This window comes from Microbacterium sp. F01 (assembly GCF_056156365.1).
The window spans coordinates 1,761,850-1,784,825 of the sequence record NZ_CM149592.1 but is presented as its reverse complement, the minus strand read 5'-3'; the positions used below and the strand labels follow the sequence as shown (position 1 = coordinate 1,784,825).

The following is a 22,976-nucleotide window of genomic DNA, read 5'->3' as shown; positions in this document are numbered from 1 at the left end:
CTTACCTAAACTTCCTCGGAGGATTCCGTGCGCCTCAATCGCCCCGCCACCGCCACCGCGATGCTCGCCGTCGCCGCGCTCGCCCTCGCCGGCTGCGCGAGCGCGACCACCACCACCGACGACACCGACGCAGCCGCGTCGGGCGCCGGCTTCCCCGTCACGATCGAGCACGCGCTGGGCGAAACGGTGATCGAGTCCCAGCCCGAACGGGTCGCGACGATCGCGTGGGGCAACCAGGACGTCGCGCTCGCGCTGGGAGTCGTCCCGGTCGGCATGGACACGCAGGTGTGGGCGTGGAGCGGCGCCTCCGACCCGGGCGTGTACGAGTGGACGAGCGACAAGCTGGACGAGCTCGGCGCCGACTTGCCGACCCTGTTCGAGACCACCGACGGCGTGGACTTCGAGGCGATCGCCGACACGGCGCCCGACATCATCCTCGCCGCCCAGTCTGGGCTCAGCCAGGAGGACTACGACACCCTCAGCGACATCGCGCCCGTCGTCTCGTACCCCGAGATCCCCTGGTTCACGCCGTGGCGCGACCAGATCACGCTGAACGCGGAGGGTCTGGGCCTGAAGGCCGAGGGCGACGAGCTCGTCGCCGACCTCGAGCAGCAGATCGCGGATGCCACCGCCGACGCCGGTTTCGCCGGCAAGAGCGCCGCGTTCTTCTACATGTCGCCGGCCGACCTCTCCACGGTGTCGCTGTACACCGGCGGCGACTCGCGCACCGCGTTCCTGAACGACCTCGGCTTCGACCTGCCGCAGGTCGCGATCGACGCCGCGGAGGAGGGCTCGTTCTACCTCGACTTCAGCGCCGAGAACGCCGACCAGCTCGCCGACGTCGACGTGATCGTCACCTACGGTGACGAGACCCTGCTGCCCGCGCTCCAGGCGGACCCGCTGTGGAGCACGATCCCGGCGGTCAAGAACGGTGCTGTCGTCGCCGTCGGCGAGGGCGACGCGTACAGCGCCGCCGTCAGCCCCACCGCTCTGTCGATCCCCTGGGTCCTCGAGCAGTACGTCGGCGACCTGAAGGCCGCTGCCGCCAAGGTGCAGTGACCGACACGCTGGTCACACCGCGCCGCGCGTCCACCGGATCGGTGGGCGCGCGGCGCCGCGTCGTGGTCCTCGTCGCCGCGATCGTCGCCGTCGTTCTGTCGGTGGTCATCTCTCTGTCGTTCGGCTCACGCCCGGTGTCGGTCGACCAGATCGTCGAGGGCATCGCGTTGTGGTTGCGGGGCGAAACCCCGACCGACATCGGGGCGATCGCGGTGCAGAGCCGCGTGCCGCGGACCGTCCTCGCGCTCCTCGCCGGCGCGGCCCTCGCCCTGTCGGGTGCGCTCATGCAGGCGATCACGCGCAATCCCCTGGCCGATCCCGGCATCCTCGGCGTCAACACCGGAGCGGCGCTCGCCGTGGTCATCGGCATCGCGTTCCTCGGCACCTCCAGCTCGCTCGGCTACCTCGGGCTCGCCCTCATCGGCGCCTTCGTCACCGCGTTCTTCGTGTACTTCGTCGGCTCCGTGGGTCCCGGCGGCACCACGCCCATCAAGCTCGCCCTCGCGGGCGCGGCGACCACGGCCGCCCTCGCGTCGCTGGTCGCGGCGATCCTCCTCCCCCGCCAGGCCGTCATGGACGAGTTCCGCTACTGGCAGATCGGCAACGTCGGCCGCGCCGAGTGGGAGACGATGGGGATCGTCGTGCCGGTGCTCGTCGTCGGCGCCGTCATCGCACTGCTGTGCGCCTCTTCGCTCAACGCCCTCGCGATGGGCGACGACGTCGCCGTCGGTCTCGGGGTGCATGTGGGACGCGTCCGCATCGTGGCCGCCATCGCGGGCGTCACGCTCTGCGCAGCGGTCACAGCCGTTGCCGGCCCCATCGGGTTCGTAGGCCTCATGGTGCCGCACGCCGTACGGCTCCTCGTCGGCTCGGACCAGCGATGGCTGCTGCCGCTGTCGGCGCTGGGCGGCGCGGTGCTCCTGACCCTCGCCGACACGATCGGCCGGGTGCTCGGCGCGCCGGGCGAGGTGGAGGCCGGAATCATCACGGCCTTCCTCGGGGCGCCCGTCCTCATCGCGATCGCTCGCCGCACCAGACTGAAGGCGATGTGATGACCGCGACCTTCCCTCTCCTCACCGACGCGCACATCGATCAGGTGCGCGGCGGACGCCTCCGCCGCAACCGCCGCCGCGTGATCGCGCTGTGCGTCATGGCCTTCCTGCTCGTCGCACTGTTTGGTGCGATGCTCATGCTCGGCAACACCATCTACCCCGTCTCGGACGTGCTCGCCGTTCTGGCAGGTCAGCAGGTGCCGGGCGCGTCGTTCACGGTCGGCACACTGCGCCTGCCCCGTGCGCTCACCGGCATCCTCGCCGGCATCGCGTTCGGCGTGGCGGGTGCCACGTTCCAGACGATGCTCCGCAACCCGCTCGCGAGCCCCGACGTGATCGGCATCACCTCCGGGGCGAGCGCCGCCGCCGTGCTCTCGCTCGTCGTGCTGCACTGGAGCGGCGCGGCCACGATGGGCCTCGCCCTCGTGGCCGGTATCGGAACAGCGGCCGTCATCTACCTCGCCGCGCGCGGCGGAGATGCCACCGGCGGCCGACTCATCCTGATCGGCATCGGCGTCGGCGCCATGCTCGACGCAGTCGTCGCGTTCCTGCTGATGCGGGCCGCGGTCTGGGACCTAGCGGTCGCGACCCGATGGATGACCGGCAGCCTCAACGGGTCGCGGATGGAGGACGTCCCTCCCTTGGCGCTCGCGGTCGTGGTGCTCGTTCCGGTCGTGCTGCTGCTCGGCCGCGACCTCGGCGCGCTCGAACTCGGGGACGCGTCGGCGACGGCGCTGGGCGTGCGCGTCGAGAGGACGCGCATCGTACTCATCGTCGCCGCGGTCGCCCTCGCCTGCTTCGCGACTGCGACGACCGGCCCCATCGCGTTCGTCGCGTTCCTGGCCGGCCCCATCGCCGCGCGCATCGTCGGTCCGGGCACGTCGGTCATCCTGCCTGCGGCGCTCACCGGTGCGTGCCTCGTGCTGGCCGCCGATCTGCTCGGGCAGTTCGCCTTCGACACGAAGTTCCCCGTGGGCGTCATCACCGGCATCCTGGGCGCGCCCTACCTCATCTACCTGCTCATCCGAACCAGCCGCAGCGGAGGATCGTCATGACCGCACAGCACGCCATCCGCACCGAGGGGCTGGTCGCCGGCTACGGCGGGCGAAAGGTCGTCGACGGCATCGACATGGTGATCCCCACCGGGCGCATCAGCGTCATCGTGGGCGCGAACGCCTGCGGCAAGTCGACGCTCCTGAAGACCATCTCGCGGCTGCTGCCCGCTCAGGAGGGCGCCGTGGTCCTCGACGGGAAGCGGATCGATCAGATCCCCACGAAGGAGCTCGCCCGCACCCTGGGTCTGCTTCCTCAGCAGCCGATCGCGCCGGAGGGGATCGCCGTGGCGGACCTCGTCGGCCGGGGCCGGCATCCGCACCAGAAGCTGTTCCGCTCGTGGACCGCCGCGGACGACCGCGCCGTCACCGAGGCGCTGGCGGCGACAGGGGTCCTCGACCTCGCCGACCGCGCCGTCGACGAGCTGTCGGGCGGGCAGCGGCAACGCGTGTGGATCGCGATGGCGCTCGCGCAGCAGACCGACGTGCTGCTGCTGGACGAGCCGACGACCTTCCTCGACGTCTCGCACCAGATCGACGTCCTCGACCTTCTCGCCGACCTGAACGCGAGCCGGGGCACGACCATCGTCATGGTCCTGCATGACATCAACCTCGCAGCACGCTACGCCGACCATCTGTTCGCGCTGCGGCAGGGCCGGCTCGTCGCCAGCGGCGCGCCGACCGACGTCGTCACGAGCGAGCTCGTCCGTGAGGTGTTCGCTCTCGAGTCGCTCGTCATCGCCGACCCGGTTTCGGGCGCGCCCATGGTGCTGCCGCGCGGCCGCCACCACTCCCGCGCCGACGTGGGAGCGCCCCCCGTGCAGACCCCCGACCCGACTGGAGATCCCCGATGACCGATGCGCGACCGACCAGCCGCTTCTTCCGTGCGCGTGTCACGGCGATCGCCGACGTGACGCCGAGCTTCCGCCGCTTCACTTTCGGCGGCGACGACCTCGCCGACTACGGCGACCCGGGTCTCGACCAGCGCATCAAGATCGTGTTCCCCACGCGCACTCTCGGCCTCGACGCGATGCCTCTCGGCGACGACTGGTACACGCAGTGGCGCGAGCTGCCTGAAGAGAAGCGCCTGCCGTTCCGCACGTACACCACGCGGTACGTTCGCAACCACCTCAGCGAGGTCGACGTCGACATGGTCTCGCACGACGTGATCGGCCCCGCCTCCGACTGGATCGACCGTGCCCAGGTCGGCGACGAGGTGCTCATCTTCGCTCCGACCACAGCCCACAGCGGCGTGAGTTTCGGCATCGACTTCGTGCCGCCGGCCCGCGTCGACTCGATCCTGCTCGCCGGTGACGAGACCGCCGCGCCCGCGATCGCCGCGATCCTCGAGCAGCTCCCCCGCGACGCCAGCGGAGTGGTCGCGGTCGAGCTGCCGCACGCCGACGACGCCGCGTACTTCCCGCAGCACCCCGGGTTCGAGTACCGCATCGGCGCGCGCGCAGACGGCGAGCGTCACGCGCATCTCGTGGAGTCGGTGACGGATGCTGCGGCCCGCCTGGTGCCCGCGGGTGCCGGCGCGGACGTCGAGGAGGTCGACATCGACACCGACATCCTCTGGGAGGTGCCGCGCACGGCCAAGGGCGGTGCGGCGCTGAAGAGCGCCCGCCTGTACGCGTGGCTCGCGGGCGAGGCCGGTGCGATCAAGGCCCTGCGCCGCCACCTCGTGACCGAGCGCGGCGTGGACCGTCGCGCCGTCGCGTTCATGGGCTACTGGCGCCTCGGACGAGCCGAGAACTGAGGCGCGGCGGCAGCTTCAGGACCGTCGTGGCGCCTCGTGCGCGTGGCCGAGCCGGAGGCCCGGCACCAGCGCGCCGAGCGCGAGCACCACGGCGATCGCGAAGACGGCCGGGAAGCCGGCATCCGTCCCCACCAGCGCGGTGAAGACGAGACCCATCACGGCGATCGACGACGCCGAGCCGACGGCGTCGGAGATCGACAGCGCCGACGAGTTGAATCCCTGATTCTGCGGCGTCGAGTACGCCAGGGTCAGGACTGTGAGGCGCGGGTACATGAGCCCCATGCCGCCGCCCGCGAGGCCCCACCCGGCGATGAGGACCGCAGCCGGCAGTCCGAGCACCGCCGTCGCGGCCCCGATCAGCAGCGCGGTCACGAGCAGCGCGGTGCCGACGAGGGTGATGCGGGCGTTCCCCATGCGATCGCCGAAGCGCCCCTGCACGTCGGCGGCGACCGCCCACGCCAGCGCGGCGGCCGTGAGCCCGAGTCCTGCCCACGTCGGCGAGAAGCCGTAGCCGTCGATCAGCAGGTACGGCACGTAGATCTCGGCGCCGAACAGAGCGCCCGCGATGAGTCCGCGCATCAGCACGACGCTCGGCAGGCCTCTCGCGGCAACGAGCGTGCCCCGCGGCAGCAGCGGTCGCGCCGCCAGCCCGATGACGACGACGGATGCTGCCACCGCCGCCCACGCCCACGCCCCGAGCTCGCCCGCCAGGCTGAGCCCGAGTGCCCCGACGGCCACTGCCACCGCGCACGCGAGGCGCGGTGCGATGCGCTCCGTCGCAGGCTCGTCGGTATCCAGCGGAAGCCCGTGCAGACGTGCCACCACGAGGACGAACGCGACGACCGTCAGCGCCGCGACGCCGAGGAACACCCAGCGCCAGTGCAGGAACTCCGTCACCGCGCCGGCGAGGAAGGGCCCGATGAGCGAGGGCACGACCCACGCCGCCGAGAAGGCGGCGAAGACGCGGCCGTGCATCGCGCCGGGGTACACGCGGGCCACGACGACGTAGAGGGCCACGGTCTGCCCGCCGGTGCCGAGGCCCTGCACCAGCCGGCCGGCGACGAGGGCCGGCATGGTGAGGGCGAAGCCGGCGATGAGCAGACCGACCACGAAGAGCACGACCGCGGTGGTGAGCGGGGCGAGCACTCCGCCGCGATCGCACCAGGCGCCCACCGCCACCATGCCGATGACGCTCGTCGCGAGCGTCCCGGCGAACGCCACGGCGTAGAGGCGCTCACCGTCGAGGTCGGCGCTGACGACCGGCATCACCGTGGTGACGGCGAGCGACTGCATCGCCGCCAGGAAGATCAGCGCGACGGCGCCGACGGTCACCCAGAGGAACCGCGCGCCCCAGATGCCGGAGGCTTCTGCGTCGACGGCGGCCGGAGAGGTCATCCGGCCAGGCTAACCCCTTCGGCGGACGGACCGGGGCGAACCGACCGACCTGCGGTCAACCGCGGGCGAGCACGCCGATCCGCTGCACCGCTTCGCGCAGCAGGTCGGGATCGCAGCCGAAGTTGATGCGCACGTACCCCTTGCCCTCGGTGCCGAAGAGAGGCCCATGGTGCAGGGCGACCTTCGCCTCACGGAGCACCTTCACGGCGGGATTGTCACCCCAGCCGTACGCCGAGAGGTCGACCCACGCGAGGAAGCCGGCATCGGGGGGCAGGTACCGGGCCTGCGGCACGTGCTCCGCGAGCAGCTCGGCCAGGAGGAGGCGGTTGGCGTCGAGGGCGGCCAGCAGGCTCTCGAGCCACTCGTCGCTCTCGGCAGAGTACGCGGCGACGTTCGAGAGCGCACCGAACAGACCCGTGCGCCACTCGACCTCCCACGGCAGGGCGCGAAGCTGCTTCGCCTGGACGTCGCCGCCACCGACCATGACGGCGCACTTGAGACCGGCCAGGTTGAACGTCTTGCTCGCGCTCGTCACGGCGTAGCCGACGCGCCGCGCGGACTCGGATGCGGCGAGGAACGGCGTGAACGGCTTCTGCGCGTAGGTCAGGGGGCCGTGGATCTCATCGCTGATCACGGTGGCACCGAAGCCGTCCGCGATGTCGGCCAGTGCCGCCAGCGTCTCGGATGTGTGCACCGTGCCGGTCGGGTTGTGCGGGTTGCACAGCAGCACGGCCCGCGCGCCGCCCGCGAGAGCGGCCTCGATGCCGAGCAGGTCGATCTCCCACCCGGTGTCGCCCGCCACGAGCGGGACGCGCTCGACGACGCCGCCCGCTTCCTCCACGGTGTCGTAGAACGGCGGGTACACCGGCGGCATGACCACGACACGGTCACCGGGCTCGATGACGCGACGCAGGATCTCGACGACGCCCATCATCACGTCGCCGGTCCAGAACACGTGGGATGGGTCGACGTTCCAGCCCCAGCGCCTCTCGGCGAAGCCCACGAAAGCCTCGCGAACACCGGGCTCCGGCGGGGTGTAGCCCGTGTCGCCGAGCTGCACGGCACGCGTCAGCACCTCGGTGATGGCCGGGGCGAGGGCGTAGTCCGTCTCGGCGACGAAGAACGGCAGCACCTCTTCGCCGTACTTGCGCCACTTCGTGCTCGTGCGCTGACGCAGCTCGTCGATGGGCAGGGCCTGCAGCGGGGTGACGGTGACGCTCACCCGAAAAGCCTAACGAGCGCGGCCGGACGGCCGCCGTTGTGCGTCCTCGTATGAAGCGTCAGATCGCGAAGCCGAGCGCGCGCATCATGTCGCGCCCGTCGTCGGTGATCCGCTCGGGGCCCCACGGCGGCATCCACACCCAGTTGATGCGGAACCGCTCGACGATGTCGTCGAGCGCCTGGGCCGTCTGCTCCTCGAGCACATCGGTGAGCGGGCACCCGGCCGACGTGAGGGTCATGTGGATGACCAGCGCGTCGTTCTCGTCGTCCCACGCGAGATCGTAGATGAGGCCGAGGTCGACGACGTTGATCCCCAGTTCGGGGTCCATCACGTCTTTGAGAGCCTCGGTCACCTCGTCGTACTTCTCGGGGGTGAGCGTCGCCGTCATAAGGTCGATCCTACGCTTCGCTGCCGACGGGGGCCTCGGCCGACTCCACTTCGCCCGCGGGCAGGAAGCGGTCGTAGCCCTCCTCCTCGAGACGGTCGGCCAGCTCCGGGCCGCCCTCCTCGACGATGCGCCCGTTCACCATGACGTGCACGAAGTCAGGGGCGATGTAGCGCAGGATGCGGGTGTAGTGCGTGATGAGCAGCACGCCGAGGTCGGTCTCGGCCTTGGCGCGGTTGACGCCCTCCGACACGATCTTCAGCGCGTCGACGTCGAGGCCGGAGTCGGTCTCGTCGAGCACGGCGATCTGGGGCTTGAGGAGCTCGAGCTGGAGGATCTCGTGGCGCTTCTTCTCGCCGCCCGAGAAGCCCTCGTTGACGTTGCGCGACGCGAACTTCGGGTCCATGCGCAGGTTCTTCATCGACGCCTTGACGTCCTTCGTCCACGTGCGGATCGAGGGCGCCTCACCGTCGATCGCCGTCTTCGCGGTGCGCAGGAAGTTGGTGACGGTCACGCCCGGGATCTCGACCGGGTACTGCATCGCCAGGAAGAGGCCCGCGCGCGCACGCTCGTCGACAGACATCGCGAGGACGTCCTCGCCGTCGAGCGAGATCGAGCCGCTCGTGACGTTGTACTTGGGGTGTCCGGCGATCGTGTAGGCGAGCGTCGACTTGCCGGAGCCGTTGGGGCCCATGATCGCGTGGGTCTCGCCCTTGCGGATCGTGAGGCTCAGGCCGTTGAGGATCGGGGTGGTGCCGGCATCCGTCTCGACCGTCACGTGGAGGTCGCGGATCTCGAGAACAGACATTCTTCAGTACCTTCTTCAGTTCACTTCGAGCTTGACTGTCGCGTCGATGAGCACGTCATCGCCGTCGACGGTGACCGCGAAGACCGGGACCGGCTCGTACGCGGGGAGATTGAGGGGCTTGCCGGTGCGCAGCGAGAACGCGGAGCCGTGGGCCCAGCACTCCAGCGACTCGCCGTCGACGAAGCCCTCCGACAGCGAGATGTCGCCGTGGGTGCAGACGTCACCGATCGCGTGGACCTCGCCGTTGGAGTCGAGCACGAGGGCGATCGCGACACCGTCCACCTCGACGCGACGGGCCTCGTCCTGGACGAGGTCGCTGAGGGCGCACACGCGCTGAGCGGTCACAGCCCGGCCTCCTTGGCGAGTTCTTCCTCGATCGCGGCGAACAGCTCCGCCTCGAGGTCTTCGACACCGATCTTCTGCACGATCTCGGCGAGGAAGCCGAGCACGACGAGGCGTCGCGCCTCGTCCTCGGTGATGCCGCGGGCCTGCAGGTAGAACAGCTGCTCGTCGTCGAAGCGCCCGGTCGCGCTCGCGTGACCGGCACCGCGGATGTCGCCCGTCTCGATCTCGAGGTTGGGGATCGACTCGGCGCGCGCGCCCTCGGTGAGGACGAGGTTGCGGTTGGCCTCGTAGGAATCGGTGCCCACGGCGTCCGCTCCGATGAGGACGTCGCCGATCCAGACGGTGCGCGCCGCGGCGCCCTGCAGGGCGCTCTTGTACAGCACATCGCCGGAGGTCTCGGCGCCCTTGTGGTGCATGTACACCTGGCTCTCGAGGTGCTGCCCCGAGTCGGAGTAGCTGAGGCCGTAGAGTTCGGCGCGCGAGCCGGTGCCCGCGAGCTCGACGCTCGGGTTGACGCGCACGACGCCACCGCCGAAGCTGACGACGACATGGCGAAGGGTCGCATCGCGCTCGACGCGGGCCTGGTGCGACGCCACATGCACGGCGTCGTCGTCCCAGCGCTGTACCGTCACCAGCTCGAGGTGGGCGCCATCGCGGACGATGATCTCGATGTTCTGCGCGTGGTGCGCGCTGCCGCTGTGGTGGAAGACCACCGTCGCGTGAGAGTTCGCCTGCGCCTCGACCACGACGTGGGCGTGCGCCAGGCCGCCGGTGCCCTTCAGCGACACGACGATCGGCTCGGTGAACTCCGCGCCGGCGGGGATGCGCAGCAGCGGCGCCTCGGACTCCTGCTTCCACGCGATCGCGCTGGGCAGGTCCTCAGGCTGGAAGACCTCCCCACGGGGAGCGCTGCCGACGTGGAGGCGATCCTGGACGAGCGCCTCGGGTCCGGCGACGTCGACCTCGATGACGCCGTGGGGTCCGGCCTCATCGGTGAACAACGGCTTCAGCTGGGCGATCGGCGTGTGCTTCCAGTTGACCTCGCGGCCCGTCGGCGCCTCGAAGGCGGTCGGGTCGAACGACCAGGGTCGCTCGGAGCGGGTCTGAACGGGCACGAAGGCACCGGCGCCATCGGTGTGGCCCTTCGCGCCGGGAACGGGGGGGGCCTCGGTGGTGGGGCTCATCTAGCCGACGGATCCTTCCATGCCCATCTCGATGAGCTTGTTGAGTTCGAGCGCGTACTCCATGGGCAGCTCACGCGCGATCGGCTCGATGAAGCCGCGCACGATCATGGCCATGGCCTCGTCTTCGGGCATGCCGCGGCTCATCAGGTAGAAGAGCTGCTCCTCGCTGACCTTCGAGACCGTGGCCTCGTGGCCGAGCTGCACGTCGTCGACGCGGATGTCGATCGCGGGGTACGTGTCGGAACGCGAGATCGTGTCGACCAGGAGCGCGTCGCAGCGCACGGTGTTGGCCGAGTGGTGCGCGTTCGCGTCGACGCGCACCTCGCCGCGGTAGCCGGCGCGGCCGCCGCCCCGGGCGATCGACTTCGAGACGATCGACGACTGGGTGTACGGCGCCATGTGGATCATCTTGGCGCCGGCGTCCTGGTGCTGACCGGGACCCGCGAAAGCGACCGACAGGGTCTCGCCCTTGGCGTGCTCGCCCATCAGGAAGATCGACGGGTACTTCATCGTGACCTTGGACCCGATGTTGCCGTCGATCCACTCCATCGTCGCGCCCTCGTGGGCCACGGCGCGCTTGGTGACGAGGTTGTAGACGTTGTTCGACCAGTTCTGGATCGTCGTGTAACGCACGCGGGCGTTCTTCTTCACGATGATCTCGACGACCGCCGAGTGCAGGGAGTCGCTCTTGTAGATCGGGGCGGTGCAGCCCTCGATATAGTGCACGTACGAGCCCTCGTCGGCGATGATGAGCGTCCGCTCGAACTGGCCCATGTTCTCGGTGTTGATGCGGAAGTACGCCTGCAGCGGGATCTCGACGTGCACGCCCGGCGGCACGTAGACGAACGATCCGCCCGACCACACCGCGGTGTTCAGCGCCGCGAACTTGTTGTCGCCGGCGGGGATGACGGTGCCGAAGTATTCCTCGAAGAACTCCGGGTGCTCGCGCAGCGCCGTGTCGGTGTCCATGAAGATGACGCCCTGCTGCTCCAGGTCCTCGCGGATCTGGTGGTACACGACCTCGGACTCGTACTGGGCCGCCACACCTGCGACGAGGCGCTGACGCTCCGCCTCGGGGATGCCGAGCTTCTCGTACGTGTTGCGGATGTCCTCGGGCAGCTCCTCCCAGGAGCCGGCCTGCTTCTCCGTCGACCGCACGAAGTACTTGATGTTGTCGAAGTCGATCTCGCTGAGATCGGCACCCCACGTGGGCATCGGCTTGCGCTCGAAGAGCTGCAGACCCTTGAGGCGGGTCTTGAGCATCCACTCCGGCTCGGCTTTCAGCGCCGAGATGTCGCGCACCACGAGGTCGCTCAGGCCTCGCCTGGCGCTCGCTCCCGCGGCATCGGCATCGTGCCAGCCGAACTCGTAGACGCCCAGGCCTTCCAGCTCAGGGCGATCGATCAGCACATCAGACATCGTCTCGTTCTCCTCCGGGTCCTGGCGGTGTGATCCGTCCCGGCATCCGTGCTCCCCGGTGGAGATACCGGAAAGGGATGCCGCTTCTCGGGCCCTCTCAAGCGGCGCCGACCATCGCGCCTAGACTGTCAGTGGTGCGCGGCGCTGTGAAGCACGTGCGCAACCGACCCCTCGATTCTACAGGCTCCACCCCACCGCGGACGCGCCCCGTGACGTCACGCAGCCCGTGGGAGCCTCTGCCCAGGAGGCGACACCCGCATGTCCGCGCCACAGTCCACGACCACCGCCCCGGGAATCTGGCAGCGCCTCTGGCTGTGGCTCCCCGACCGCGTGGATCGACGGGTGATCGCCGCGGCATGGGCGACTCTGGTGGTGCAGATCGGCATCGTCGGGACGGGCGGACTGGTGCGGCTCACGGGCTCGGGCCTCGGCTGCGACACCTGGCCGCGATGCACGGAGGACTCGTTCGTACCGGTTGCCGAGATCTCCGGCGTCCACGGATTCATCGAGTTCGGCAACCGGCTGCTCACCTTCGTGCTCGTCGCGGTCGCGATCATCACGTTCCTCTTCGTCGTGCGGATGCGCCGCGAGCGCCGCGACCTGTTCTGGCTCGCGCTCCTGATCGGTCTCTACGTGCCGCTTCAGGCGGTGATCGGGGGCATCACGGTCCTCACCGGCCTCAATCCGTACGTCGTGGGCCTGCACTACTTCGCGTCGGTGCTGCTCGTGGCCCTGGCGGCGGCACTGGTGGTCCGCGTGTACGCCGTGCCTGGGCCGCGCGTGCTCGCCGTCCCGCGCTGGTACGCGGTCCTGACCCACCTCACGAGCGCTCTCGTGCTCGTGACAGTCGTGGTCGGCATCCTGGTGACCGGCTCCGGGCCGCACGCGGGCGACGGCGGCGCAGCGCGGAACGGGCTCAACCCCGAGCTCATGCAGCACATCCACGCCTGGCCCGCGTACGTCCTGTTCGGTCTGACGCTCGCACTCGTGGCCGGGTCGTGGCGCACGCCGCCGGCGCTGCGGCTGCGCCTGTGGACGCTTCTTCTGCTCGGCGTCGAGCTCATCCAGATCGTCGTCGGCCTGTGGCAGGCGCGCACGGGCCTTCCCATCGTGCTCGTGAACATCCACATGGTGCTGGCGGTCGGTCTGGTGGCGGCGATGACCGCGGTCGTGATGCACCTGAAGGCGCCGGCGGCAGAGGTCGCGCACAGCTGATCCATAGCAACCGGATTGGCGTCGCACGGACTCCTTTGCCAGGGTGGGATGCCGCGGCCACCCGGGTCGCGCATCCCGAGGAGTGATCGACACATGCCCACCCGCCCCCGTCTCGTCCGCAGCATCCCCTTCTGGGGCCTCGTCGTCGTCTCCGTGGCGACGATCGCCGGCGGCTGGTACATCACCACCGACAAGCTCGGCTCGATGACCACGACCCTGACCGACGGCACCGCGACCGGCGTCGACGTGTATGTCGGCCAGTCGATCGCCCAGCTCGGCTCGATCCTCATCGGCGCCGGCGTCATCGGCGTGCTGCTCGCGCTCGGAGTCGCCGCCGTCTCGACGCTCCGCCCGTATCCGGCCGTCGAGGTCGTCGAGCCCATCGACTGGACGTCGGAGGCCGAGACCGCTGCCGAGGAGACCTCGGCGCCGAAGGCCGACGTCACCCCCGCCGAGACCGCGGAGCCGGTCGACGCCGAGGTCGAGGCATCCGTCGCCCGCTGACGCGCCCCGCGCATGAACGAAGAGGCCGCCCGGTTCGCCGGGCGGCCTCTTCGTAGTTCGTGTCAGATCAGAACGGCAGCAGCGGGTCGACCGCGATCGCGACGAACAGCAGCGTGAGGTACGTGATCGACGCGTGGAACACGCGCATCGGGCGGGGCTCCGTGCCACGCACAGCGCGGTTGTAGAGCACGTGCGACTCGTAGATGAACCAGCCGCCGAAGACGAGGGACGACACGGTGTACACGAGGCCCATGTCGGCGACGGGGATCAGCAGCAGCGAGCACACGACGGTGGCCCACGCGTAGAGGATCACCTGGAGGCCCACCTGAGAGCCGGCGCGCGTCGCGCCGAGCATGGGGACGTCGACCTCTTCGTACTGATCCTTGTACTTCATCGACAGCGGCCAGTAGTGCGGCGGCGTCCACAGGAACACGAGCGCGAACAGGATGACGGGCGGCCACGCGAGCGACCCGGTCACCGCGGTCCAGCCGATCAGCACCGGGAAGCAGCCCGCGATGCCGCCCCACACGATGTTCTGCTCGGTGCGCCGCTTGAGGATCATCGTGTAGATCACGACGTAGAAGAAGATGGCGGCGGCCGACAGCGTCGCGGCCAGCCAGTTCGTGGTGAGCCACAGCCACACGGTCGAGAACACCGCGAGCGTCCACGCGAAGATCAGCGCGCCGCGCGGCGAGACCTCGCCGGTGACGAGCGGGCGGTTCACCGTGCGCTGCATGTGCGCGTCGATGTCGCGGTCGAGGTACATGTTGAACGCCGCGGCCGATCCGGCGCTCGCGGTGCCGCCGATGACGGTCGCCACGACGAGCCACACGTCGGGGAAGCCGCCCTGCGCGAGGATCATCACCGGGACAGTGGTCACAAGCAGCAGCTCGAGCACGCGCGGCTTCATCAGCGCGATATACGCGCGGACGGTACGACCGAAGGTCTGCGGAGCCCGGGGCGATCCGTCGACGGATGCTACGGTCCCGGCCGTCTTCGTGCTGTCCATGGCCCCCGCAATCGCCGCCTGCAGAATCCCCCCAAGTCTAGGGCATCGGCGTGTCGCGCCCTGCCCTCCGGGCGCGTGCAGCGGCGCCGGACTGATCACATCGGGCGATCCGCGGGCGTGAGCAGAACGTGACTCCCGCGACACCGGGACGTCACCGGCGGCGACCTGAGGTTCGCAAGACTCTGTCACATAGACGGCTCGCATGGCCTGGGTGGCATACCCCTTCGCTATGCTGAGAAACACGCGCGCCCGTCGCCGATTCCCCCTTCTCCATCCGGACAAGGGCCGCGAGCCGGCCACATTCTTGGGCGCACCTCCAACGAAAGGCGGCCCGGTGTCGGAACTGGCTTGGGATGAGATCGATCGGCGCGCGGTGGACACCGCCCGCGTCCTGGCAGCGGACGCGGTGGAGAAGGTCGGCAACGGCCACCCCGGCACGGCGATGAGCCTGGCCCCCGCGGCCTACCTGTTGTACCAGCGCGTGCTGCGCCACGATCCCACGGACACCCACTGGGTCGGACGCGACCGGTTCATCCTGTCGGCCGGCCACTCCTCTCTCACCCAGTACGTGCAGCTGTACCTGGGCGGGTTCGGGCTCGAGCTCGACGACCTCAAGGCGCTGCGCACCTGGGGGTCGCTGACTCCGGGTCACCCCGAGTACGGCCACACCAAGGGTGTCGAGATCACGACCGGTCCGCTCGGCCAGGGTCTCGCGTCGGCGGTGGGCTTCGCGTATGCGGCCCGCTACGAGCGCGGCCTGTTCGACCCGGAGGCCGCTGCGGGTGAATCGCCGTTCGATCACTACACCTACGTGATCGCCGGTGACGGCGACCTGCAGGAGGGCGTCACCAGCGAGGCGTCGTCGCTCGCCGGCCACCAGGAGCTCGGCAACCTGATCGCGATCTACGACTCGAACCAGATCTCCATCGAGGACGACACCAACGTGGCGTTCACCGAGGACGTCGCCAAGCGCTACGAGTCGTACGGCTGGCACGTGCAGGTCGTGGACTGGAAGAAGACCGGCGAGTACGTCGAAGACGTCGCCGAGCTCTACGGCGCGCTCGAGGCCGCGAAGGGCGAGACCGCGAAGCCGTCGCTGATCATCCTGCGCACCATCATCGGCTGGCCGTCGCCCGGCAAGCAGAACACCGGCAAGATCCACGGCTCCGCGCTCGGTTCCGACGAGCTCGCCGCGACGAAGAAGGTCCTCGGCTTCGACCCCGAGCAGTCGTTCGTCGTCGCCGACGACGTGATCGCGCACACCCGGGCGCTGGCCGACCGTGCCGCCGAGGAGCGCGCCGTCTGGCAGTCCTCGTTCGATGCGTGGGCTGCCGCGAACCCGGAGCGCAAGGCGCTGTTCGACCGGCTCGAGGCCGGCGAGCTGCCCACGGACGTCGCATCCGCGCTCCCCTCGTTCGAGGCCGGCAAGGACGTCTCCACCCGCGCCGCGTCGGGCACCGTCATCAACGCGCTGGCCGCGGTGCTGCCCGAGCTGTGGGGCGGCTCGGCCGACCTCGCCGAGTCGAACCTCACCACCATCAAGGACGCGAAGTCGTTCATCCCCGCGGAATGGTCGACCCACGAGTGGTCGGGCGACCCGTACGGCCGGGTGCTGCACTTCGGCATCCGCGAGCACGCCATGGGCGCGATCGTCAACGGCATCAAGCTGCACGGCCCGACCCGTCCGTTCGGCGGCACGTTCCTCATCTTCAGCGACTACATGCGCCCGTCGGTGCGTCTGGCCGCGCTGATGAACATCCCGTCGATCTTCGTGTGGACCCACGACTCCGTCGCGCTCGGCGAGGACGGCCCCACCCACCAGCCGGTCGAGCAGCTCGCGACGCTGCGCGCCATCCCGAATTTCACGGTGGTGCGCCCGGCCGACGCGAACGAGACCTCGGCCGCGTGGCTCGAGATCGTCCGCCGCCAGGGCGGGCCCTCGGGCATCGCGTTGACCCGCCAGAACATCCCGGTGTTCGCCCGCGGCACCGGCGAGGCCGAAGGCGACGTGTTCGCGTCGACCGACGGCGTCGCCAAGGGCGCGTACATCCTCGCCGAGGCCCCGAACGGCACCCCCGACGTGATCCTCATCGCGACCGGCTCCGAGGTCCAGCTGGCGGTCTCCGCCCGCGAGACCCTCGCCGCCGAGGGCGTGGGCGCCCGCGTGGTGTCGGCGCCGTCGCTGGAGTGGTTCGACGAGCAGGACGCCGCGTACCGCGAGAAGGTCCTGCCCGCCGCCGTCAAGGCGCGCGTGTCTGTCGAGGCCGGCTCCGCGCTCACCTGGCGCGGCATCGTCGGCGACGCCGGCCGCTCCGTCGCGATCGACCACTTCGGTGCGTCGGCCGACTACAAGACCCTGTTCCAGAAGTTCGGCATCACCGCCGACGCCGTCGTCGAGGCTGCCCGCGAGTCCCTCGCGGCCACCGAAGCACTCGAACTCGCCGCGGCGAAGTAAGCACGAGGAGAAGGCAGAATGAGCACCCCCACCGAGAAGCTGGTCGCTGAAGGCGTGAGCATCTGGCTCGATGACCTGTCGCGCGAGCGCATCACGTCGGGCAACCTGACCGAGCTCATCTCGACGCGCAACGTCTCAGGCGTCACGACGAACCCGACGATCTTCCAGGGCGCCATCGGCGGCGGCGGACACGCATACGCCGAGCAGATCGCCGAGCTCGCGAAGACGGGCGCGACGGTCGACGACGCGATCTTCGCGGCGACGACCGACGATGTGCGCGACGCGGCCGACATCTTCCGTCCCGTCTACGACGCCACCGGCGGCGTGGACGGCCGCGTGTCGATCGAGGTCTCCCCCGACCTCGCGCACGACACCGACGCGACGATCGCGCAGGCCAAGGAGCTGTGGGCGAAGGTCGACCGGCCCAACGTGCACATCAAGATCCCCGCGACGAAGGCCGGCCTGCCCGCCATCACCGCGGTGCTCGCCGAGGGCATCTCGGTCAACGTGACGCTGATCTTCAGCCTGGAGCGCTACGCCGAGGTCATCGAGGCCTTCCTCGCCGGCCTCGAGCAGGCGCAGGCGAACGGCCACGACATCTCGCAGATCCACTCCGTCGCGTCGTTCTTCGTCTCGCGTGTGGACACCGAGGTCGACAAGCGTCTCGCCGCGATCGGCACCGACGATGCCGAGGGCCTGAAGTCGCTCGCCGGTGTCGCGAACGCGCGCCTCGCGTACGAGCTGTACGAGAAGGAGTTCGCCACCGACCGCGCCAAGGCGCTGACGGATGCCGGAGCCCACGCCCAGCGTCCGCTCTGGGCCTCGACCGGCGTCAAGGACCCGAACCTCCCCGACACGCTGTACGTCACCGAGCTCGTCGCCCCCGGCACCGTCAACACCATGCCGGAGAAGACCCTCGAGGCGACCTTCGACCACGGCCAGGTCGCCGGCGACACCGTGACCGGCACCTACGAGGCCGCGCACCACGTGTTCGACCGTCTCGCCGCCGTCGGCGTCGACTTCGCCGACGTCACCCAGGTGCTCGAAGACGAAGGGGTCAGCAAGTTCATCGCCTCCTGGCACGACCTGCAGGGCACCGTGAAGACGGCCCTCGAGGACGCACTCCAGGCCACCCGATGAGCTTCGACATCCACCTGTCGGGGCACGTCAAGTCGGTCGTCGAGCAGACGCTGCCCGGGCTCGTCGCGAGCCTGGTGGCGTCGGGGATCACCGGCGGCGACTCGTCGCTGTGGGGTCCCGAGGCGGAGGACGAGGCAGCCCGTCGGCTCGGGTGGACCGAGGCCGTCAGCGTCTCGCGCCCCCTGGTCCCCGAGATCCTCGCGCTGCGCGAGCGCCTGCGCGCCCGCAACGTGACCCGGTTCGTGCTCGCGGGCATGGGCGGCTCGTCGCTCGCGCCCGAGGTCATCGCGCAGACGTCGGGTGCGCCGCTCGTGATCCTCGACTCGACCGCGCCGGGCCAGGTGCTCGCCGCGATCGACGGCGACGCCCAGGCCGGCGACCTCACGCGCACCGCGCTCGTGGTGTCGTCGAAGTCGGGGTCGACGGTCGAGACGGACTCGGCCAAGCGCGCGTTCGAGGCCGCCTTCCGCGACCTCGGCATCGACCCCGCCGAGCGGATCATCGTCGTGACCGATCCGGGCTCGCCGCTGGACGCGGAGGCCCGCGCTGACGGGTACACCGTGTTCAACGCCGACCCGACCGTGGGAGGCCGCTACTCCGCGCTCACCGCGTTCGGGCTCGTGCCGGCCGGGCTCGCCGGCGCCGACATCTCGGAACTCCTCGACGAGGCCGAGGCGTCCCTGCTCGAGGTCTCGATCGACAGCCCCGACAACCCCGCGCTCGTGCTCGCCGCGGCGATCGCCGGCGGTGAGCCCCGCAAGGACAAGCTGGGCCTCATCACCGACGGCACCCACATCGTCGGGCTCCCCGACTGGATCGAGCAGCTCGTCGCCGAGTCGACGGGCAAGGAGGGCACCGGCATCCTGCCCGTCGTCCTGCTGCCGGTCTCCCCCGAGGTCGACGCGAAGCCCGCCGATCTGCAGATCGTCCGCTTCGTCGACGAGGCCAAGAAGTTCCATCTGTTCGAGCACCACGAGGGCGAGATCCTCGTGAGCGGCTCGCTCGGCGCGCAGTTCGTGGTGTGGGAGTACGCGACGGCGATCGCGGGACGGATGCTGGGCATCAACCCGTTCGACCAGCCCGACGTCGAATCCGCCAAGGTCGCGGCCCGTGGTCTGCTCGACGAGCGTCCCGAGCCCACTGCTCCGGCCTTCGCCGTGGAGGGCGTCGAGGTGCGCGTCTCGGACCCGGAGCTCGCAGCATCCGGAACCGTCGCAGGCGTGCTCGACGCGCTCTGGGCGCGCCTTCCCGAGGACGGCTACGTCGCGATCCAGGCGTACGTCAACCGCCTCGAGCTCGGCCAGCTCTCGGGCCTGCGCGAACTCGTCGCGGCGGACTCCGGTCGCCCTGCCACGTTCGGCTGGGGGCCCCGGTTCCTCCACTCGACGGGGCAGTTCCACAAGGGTGGCCCCGCGAACGGTGTGTTCCTGCAGATCCTCGAGCAGACCGGCACCGACCTCGAGATCCCCGGCCGGCCGTTCACGTTCGGCCAGCTGATCCAGGCGCAGGCCGCGGGCGACGCGGCCGTGCTCGCCGAAGGCCACGGCCGCCCGGTCGTGACCCTGACCCTCACCGACCCCCAGATCGAAGTGCTCTCGCTCTTCGAAGCGGCACAGTAGGAGTTCGATCCCCACATGACCGTCGAGATCTCGCGCGGGCACAACCCGCTGCGCGACCCCGAAGACCGTCGCCTCAACCGCATCGCCGGCCCGAGCGCGCTCGTCATCTTCGGCGTCACGGGAGACCTCTCCCGCAAGAAGCTCATGCCCGCCGTCTACGACCTCGCCAACCGCGGGCTGCTGCCTCCCGGCTTCGCGCTCGTCGGCTTCGCGCGGCGCGACTGGGAGGACCAGGACTTCGCCAAGGTCGTCTACGACGCGGTGCGCCAGCACGCGCGCACCGAGTTCCGCGACGAGACGTGGCAGCAGCTGCTCCAGGGCATCCGCTTCGTCTCGGGCGAGTTCGACGATCCGGAGGCCTTCCGCCGCCTGAAGGAGACCGTCGACAAGCTCGACACCGAGCGCGGCACGATGGGCAACCACGCGTACTACCTGTCGATCCCGCCGAAGGCGTTCCCCCTCGTCGCGGAGCAGCTGAAGGCGTCCGGTCTCGTCGACGACACCGCCGACCAGCCCGACCGCTGGCGTCGCGTCGTCATCGAGAAGCCGTTCGGCCACGACCAGGAGTCGGCACGCGCTCTCAACGACGTGCTGCGCTCGGCGTTCCCGACGGACTCGATCTTCCGCATCGACCACTACCTCGGCAAGGAGACGGTCCAGAACATCCTGGCGCTGCGCTTCGCGAACGAGCTGTACGAGCCGATCTGGAACCGCAACTACGTCGACCACGTGCAGATCACGATGGCGGAAGACATCGGGGTGGGCGGCCGGGCCGGCTACTACGACGGTGTCGGCGCCGCTCGCGACGTCATCCAGAACCACCTTCTGCAGCTCATGGCGCTGACCGCGATGGAGGAGCCCATCTCGTTCGATGCGAAGGACCTCCGCGCCGAGAAGGAGAAGGTGCTCGCTGCGGTCACCCTCCCCGCAGATCTCGCGCGTTCGACCGCCCGCGGTCAGTACGCCGGCGGATGGCAGGGCGGTGAGAAGGTGCTCGGCTTCCTCGAGGAAGACGGCATGAACCCGCAGTCCACGACCGAGACGTACGCCGCCGTCACGCTCGAGGTGAACACGCGCCGCTGGGCCGGCGTGCCGTTCTACCTGCGCACCGGCAAGCGGCTCGGCCGCCGCGTCACCGAGATCGCGGTGGTGTTCAAGCGCGCCCCCGAACTGCTGTTCTCGCGCAGCCAGACCTCGGGTCAGGGCCAGAACGCCCTCGTGATCCGCGTCCAGCCCGATGAGGGCGTGACCATCCGGTTCGGCTCCAAGGTGCCCGGCGCCGGCGCGCAGGTGCGCGACGTCACGATGGACTTCGGCTACGGCCACGCGTTCACCGAGGCGAGCCCCGAGGCCTACGAGCGCCTCATCCTCGACGTGCTCCTCGGCGACCCGCCGCTGTTCCCGCGGCACGAAGAGGTCGAGCTGTCGTGGAAGATCCTCGACCCGATCGAGCAGTTCTGGGAAGCCCAGGGCGGACCGCTCGAACAGTACTCGCCCGGGTCGTGGGGCCCGGATTCCGCGGACGAGATGCTCTCCCGCGATGGTCGCACCTGGAGGCGCCCGTGATCGTCGACCTTCCCGACACCACCGTCAGCAAGATCTCCCGCGCGCTCGTCAATGTGCGCGAGGAGGGCGGGGCGGTCGCGCTAGGCCGTGTGCTGACGCTCGTCATCCTGACCCGCGAGGGCGCCGTCGAAGAGGTGATCGAGGCCGCGAACGACGCGTCGCGCGAGCACCCGATGCGCGTCATCGTGCTGATGATCCCCGACTCCGGCGACGGCGAATCGCGTCTCGACGCGCAGATCCGCGTCGGTGGCGACGCCGGCGCGAGCGAGGTCGTGACGCTGCGCGCGTTCGGCGACGCCGGCCGTTCGAACCTCGAGAGCCTCGTGACCGGTCTTCTCCTCCCCGACGCCCCCGTGGTGGTGTGGTGGCCCAACCGGACTCCCGACCACATCTCGAAGACGTCGATCGGCCGCATCGCGCAGCGCCGGATCACGGATGCCGCGACCAAGTCCGACCCGTCGGCGTGGGTCGCCGGTCTCGGCGAGCAGTACGCGCCGGGCGACACCGACCTCGCGTGGACGCGCCTGACGCGCTGGCGCGAGCAGCTGGCCGCGATCCTCGACCAGCCGCCGTACGAGCCTGTCGTGGGCGTCCGCGTGCGCGGGGCCTCCGACTCGCCCTCCACGGCGCTTCTGGCCGCGTGGCTGCGTCTCACGCTCGATGTGCCGGTCGACTGGGCGTATCTCGACGCGGACGAGTGGCCGCACGGCATCAAGTCCGTCGCGCTGGTTCGCCCGAGCGGCGAGGTTCTCCTCGAGCGCCCGACGCCCGGCGTCGCCATCCTCACGCAGCCGGGCCAGCCGACCCACGACCTCGCGTTCCCTCGCCGGACGCTCCGCGAATGCCTCGCGGAGGAGCTCCGTCGGCTCGACCCGGACGTCCTGTATGGTCGAGTCATCACCGAGGGTTGGGAGCTGCTCGACCCCCCGGTGACGAAGGAGACGTAGGCCTGATGAGCGGTGCGCGGGTGACGGACAGGACGCAGGATGCCTGAAGGCTGGGCAGAGAAACGCGTCATCATCAGTCCCGATCCCGCCGCCCTCGCCGAGTCGGTCGCACCACGCTTCCTGCGTCGCGTCGCCACGCGGGTCGACGAGGGCAAGCTCGCCCACGTCGCGCTGACCGGTGGCTGGATGGCCGCCGCAGTGCTCGGCGCCGCGGCGCGCAATCCTCGCGCGGAGCGGATCGACTGGTCACGCGTGCACTTCTGGTGGTGCGACGAGCGGTTCGTGCCGCTCGACCACGCCGACCGAAACGATCGCCAGGCGCGTGAGGCGTTCATCGACGGTCTCGACATCCCGACGGAGAACGTCCACAGCGCCCTCGGGCCCGGCGACGGCGTCGACCTGGATGCCGCGGCCGCCGCCTACGCCCAGGACCTGGCGCGCTTCCCCAGCGCCGAGGGCGCATGGCCGTCGTTCGACGTCTGCTTCCTCGGCGTCGGACCGGACGGGCACATCGCGTCGCTGTTCCCCGACCGCTCCGAGATCCAGATCACGGACCGCTCGGTGGTCCCGGTGCGCGACGCCCCCAAGCCGCCGCCGGAGCGCATCACCATGACGCGCCCGGTGATCAACAGCTCGAAGCGGCTGTGGCTCGTCCTGGCCGGCACCGACAAGGCGGCCGCCCTCGGACTCGCCCTCGCCGGCGCGAGCTACGCCAGCGTGCCGGCGGCCGGCGCGAAGGGCCGCAAGCGCACGACGTTCTTCGTCGATCAGGCCGCCGCCGCCCAGGTGCCGCCGGACCTCATCGACCGGGAGTATTGACGCGGATCGGCGACGACCGCCG

General features: G+C 70.2%; 21 protein-coding genes. 13 read left to right on the top strand and 8 right to left on the bottom strand.

Going from position 1 to position 22,976, the window contains the following annotated elements:
• The first annotated feature begins 27 nt into the window (after positions 1 to 27).
• The 5 genes from ACVN90_RS08000 to ACVN90_RS07980 are packed head-to-tail and all read left to right on the top strand — an operon-like array spanning position 28 to position 4,922.
• Complete coding sequence (locus tag ACVN90_RS08000; RefSeq protein ID WP_475101600.1) at positions 28 to 1,059, top strand: iron-siderophore ABC transporter substrate-binding protein; 1,032 nt, start codon at positions 28 to 30, stop codon at positions 1,057 to 1,059.
• Positions 1,056 to 2,111 carry a FecCD family ABC transporter permease gene (locus ACVN90_RS07995; RefSeq protein ID WP_475101598.1) on the top strand — a complete coding sequence of 352 codons (1,056 nt, stop codon included), beginning with the start codon at positions 1,056 to 1,058 and terminating at the stop codon, positions 2,109 to 2,111. Before ACVN90_RS08000 ends, ACVN90_RS07995 begins: the two co-directional genes overlap by 4 nt.
• Positions 2,111 to 3,166 carry a FecCD family ABC transporter permease gene (locus ACVN90_RS07990; protein WP_475101595.1) on the top strand — a complete coding sequence of 352 codons (1,056 nt, stop codon included), beginning with the start codon at positions 2,111 to 2,113 and terminating at the stop codon, positions 3,164 to 3,166. Before ACVN90_RS07995 ends, ACVN90_RS07990 begins: the two co-directional genes overlap by 1 nt.
• Positions 3,163 to 4,017 (top strand): ABC transporter ATP-binding protein, encoded by an 855-nt coding sequence (locus ACVN90_RS07985; protein ID WP_475101594.1) that lies wholly within the window; start codon positions 3,163 to 3,165, stop codon positions 4,015 to 4,017. Before ACVN90_RS07990 ends, ACVN90_RS07985 begins: the two co-directional genes overlap by 4 nt.
• A complete protein-coding gene (locus ACVN90_RS07980; protein WP_475101593.1) occupies positions 4,014 to 4,922 on the top strand; it encodes a siderophore-interacting protein in 909 nt (302 codons plus the stop codon). The genes ACVN90_RS07985 and ACVN90_RS07980 overlap by 4 nt, the downstream gene beginning before the upstream one ends.
• 15 nt (positions 4,923 to 4,937) lie before the next feature.
• Here the strand turns inward: ACVN90_RS07980 and ACVN90_RS07975 are convergent, their stop codons facing one another.
• Genes ACVN90_RS07975 through sufB form a run of 7 tightly spaced genes read right to left on the bottom strand, consistent with a single transcriptional unit; the run spans position 4,938 to position 11,680 of the window.
• A complete protein-coding gene (locus tag ACVN90_RS07975; RefSeq protein ID WP_475101592.1) occupies positions 4,938 to 6,317 on the bottom strand; it encodes an MFS transporter in 1,380 nt (459 codons plus the stop codon).
• 55 nt (positions 6,318 to 6,372) lie between these two features.
• Complete coding sequence (locus ACVN90_RS07970; protein ID WP_475101591.1) at positions 6,373 to 7,539, bottom strand: MalY/PatB family protein; 1,167 nt, start codon at positions 7,537 to 7,539, stop codon at positions 6,373 to 6,375.
• A 58-nt stretch (positions 7,540 to 7,597) separates the two neighbouring features.
• Positions 7,598 to 7,927: a metal-sulfur cluster assembly factor gene (locus ACVN90_RS07965; RefSeq protein ID WP_045298811.1), complete on the bottom strand. Its 330-nt coding sequence runs from the start codon at positions 7,925 to 7,927 to the stop codon at positions 7,598 to 7,600.
• A 10-nt stretch (positions 7,928 to 7,937) separates the two neighbouring features.
• Positions 7,938 to 8,732, bottom strand: a complete 795-nt coding sequence (gene sufC, locus ACVN90_RS07960) for a Fe-S cluster assembly ATPase SufC (protein ID WP_475101589.1) — start codon at positions 8,730 to 8,732, stop codon at positions 7,938 to 7,940.
• A gap of 15 nt (positions 8,733 to 8,747) precedes the next feature.
• Positions 8,748 to 9,077, bottom strand: a complete 330-nt coding sequence (locus tag ACVN90_RS07955; protein ID WP_116193620.1) for a non-heme iron oxygenase ferredoxin subunit — start codon at positions 9,075 to 9,077, stop codon at positions 8,748 to 8,750.
• Complete coding sequence (gene sufD, locus ACVN90_RS07950; RefSeq protein ID WP_475101588.1) at positions 9,074 to 10,261, bottom strand: Fe-S cluster assembly protein SufD; 1,188 nt, start codon at positions 10,259 to 10,261, stop codon at positions 9,074 to 9,076. Before sufD ends, ACVN90_RS07955 begins: the two co-directional genes overlap by 4 nt.
• Positions 10,262 to 11,680: a Fe-S cluster assembly protein SufB gene (gene sufB, locus ACVN90_RS07945; RefSeq protein WP_116193622.1), complete on the bottom strand. Its 1,419-nt coding sequence runs from the start codon at positions 11,678 to 11,680 to the stop codon at positions 10,262 to 10,264.
• Positions 11,681 to 11,938: 258 nt separating this feature from the next.
• On the opposite strand from sufB, the gene ACVN90_RS07940 reads away from it, so the two are divergent.
• Together ACVN90_RS07940 and ACVN90_RS07935 are read left to right on the top strand one after the other, a co-directional pair.
• Positions 11,939 to 12,895 (top strand): COX15/CtaA family protein, encoded by a 957-nt coding sequence (locus tag ACVN90_RS07940; protein WP_475101586.1) that lies wholly within the window; start codon positions 11,939 to 11,941, stop codon positions 12,893 to 12,895.
• Positions 12,896 to 12,988: 93 nt separating this feature from the next.
• On the top strand, positions 12,989 to 13,399 hold the full coding sequence (locus ACVN90_RS07935; protein WP_475101585.1) for a dinucleotide-utilizing enzyme: 411 nt from the start codon (positions 12,989 to 12,991) through the stop codon (positions 13,397 to 13,399).
• A gap of 67 nt (positions 13,400 to 13,466) precedes the next feature.
• Here the strand turns inward: ACVN90_RS07935 and ACVN90_RS07930 are convergent, their stop codons facing one another.
• On the bottom strand, positions 13,467 to 14,408 hold the full coding sequence (locus ACVN90_RS07930) for a heme o synthase (protein ID WP_475101584.1): 942 nt from the start codon (positions 14,406 to 14,408) through the stop codon (positions 13,467 to 13,469).
• Between the two features lie 334 nt (positions 14,409 to 14,742).
• On the opposite strand from ACVN90_RS07930, the gene tkt reads away from it, so the two are divergent.
• Genes tkt through pgl form a run of 6 tightly spaced genes read left to right on the top strand, consistent with a single transcriptional unit; the run spans position 14,743 to position 22,954 of the window.
• Positions 14,743 to 16,863, top strand: coding sequence for a transketolase (tkt, locus tag ACVN90_RS07925; RefSeq protein WP_475101583.1), 2,121 nt, complete (start codon positions 14,743 to 14,745; stop codon positions 16,861 to 16,863).
• 18 nt (positions 16,864 to 16,881) lie between these two features.
• Entirely contained in the window at positions 16,882 to 18,003 is a 1,122-nt protein-coding gene (tal, locus tag ACVN90_RS07920) for a transaldolase (protein WP_475101582.1), read from the top strand.
• Positions 18,000 to 19,622, top strand: coding sequence for a glucose-6-phosphate isomerase (locus tag ACVN90_RS07915; RefSeq protein ID WP_475101581.1), 1,623 nt, complete (start codon positions 18,000 to 18,002; stop codon positions 19,620 to 19,622). Before tal ends, ACVN90_RS07915 begins: the two co-directional genes overlap by 4 nt.
• A 15-nt stretch (positions 19,623 to 19,637) precedes the next feature.
• The gene (gene zwf, locus ACVN90_RS07910) at positions 19,638 to 21,188 is read left to right on the top strand and encodes a glucose-6-phosphate dehydrogenase (RefSeq protein ID WP_475101580.1); all 1,551 of its coding nucleotides are present in this window, start codon (positions 19,638 to 19,640) and stop codon (positions 21,186 to 21,188) included.
• Positions 21,185 to 22,135: a glucose-6-phosphate dehydrogenase assembly protein OpcA gene (locus ACVN90_RS07905; protein ID WP_475101579.1), complete on the top strand. Its 951-nt coding sequence runs from the start codon at positions 21,185 to 21,187 to the stop codon at positions 22,133 to 22,135. The genes zwf and ACVN90_RS07905 overlap by 4 nt, the downstream gene beginning before the upstream one ends.
• A 39-nt stretch (positions 22,136 to 22,174) precedes the next feature.
• Positions 22,175 to 22,954, top strand: a complete 780-nt coding sequence (pgl, locus tag ACVN90_RS07900; RefSeq protein WP_475101577.1) for a 6-phosphogluconolactonase — start codon at positions 22,175 to 22,177, stop codon at positions 22,952 to 22,954.
• The last annotated feature ends 22 nt before the right edge of the window (positions 22,955 to 22,976 follow it).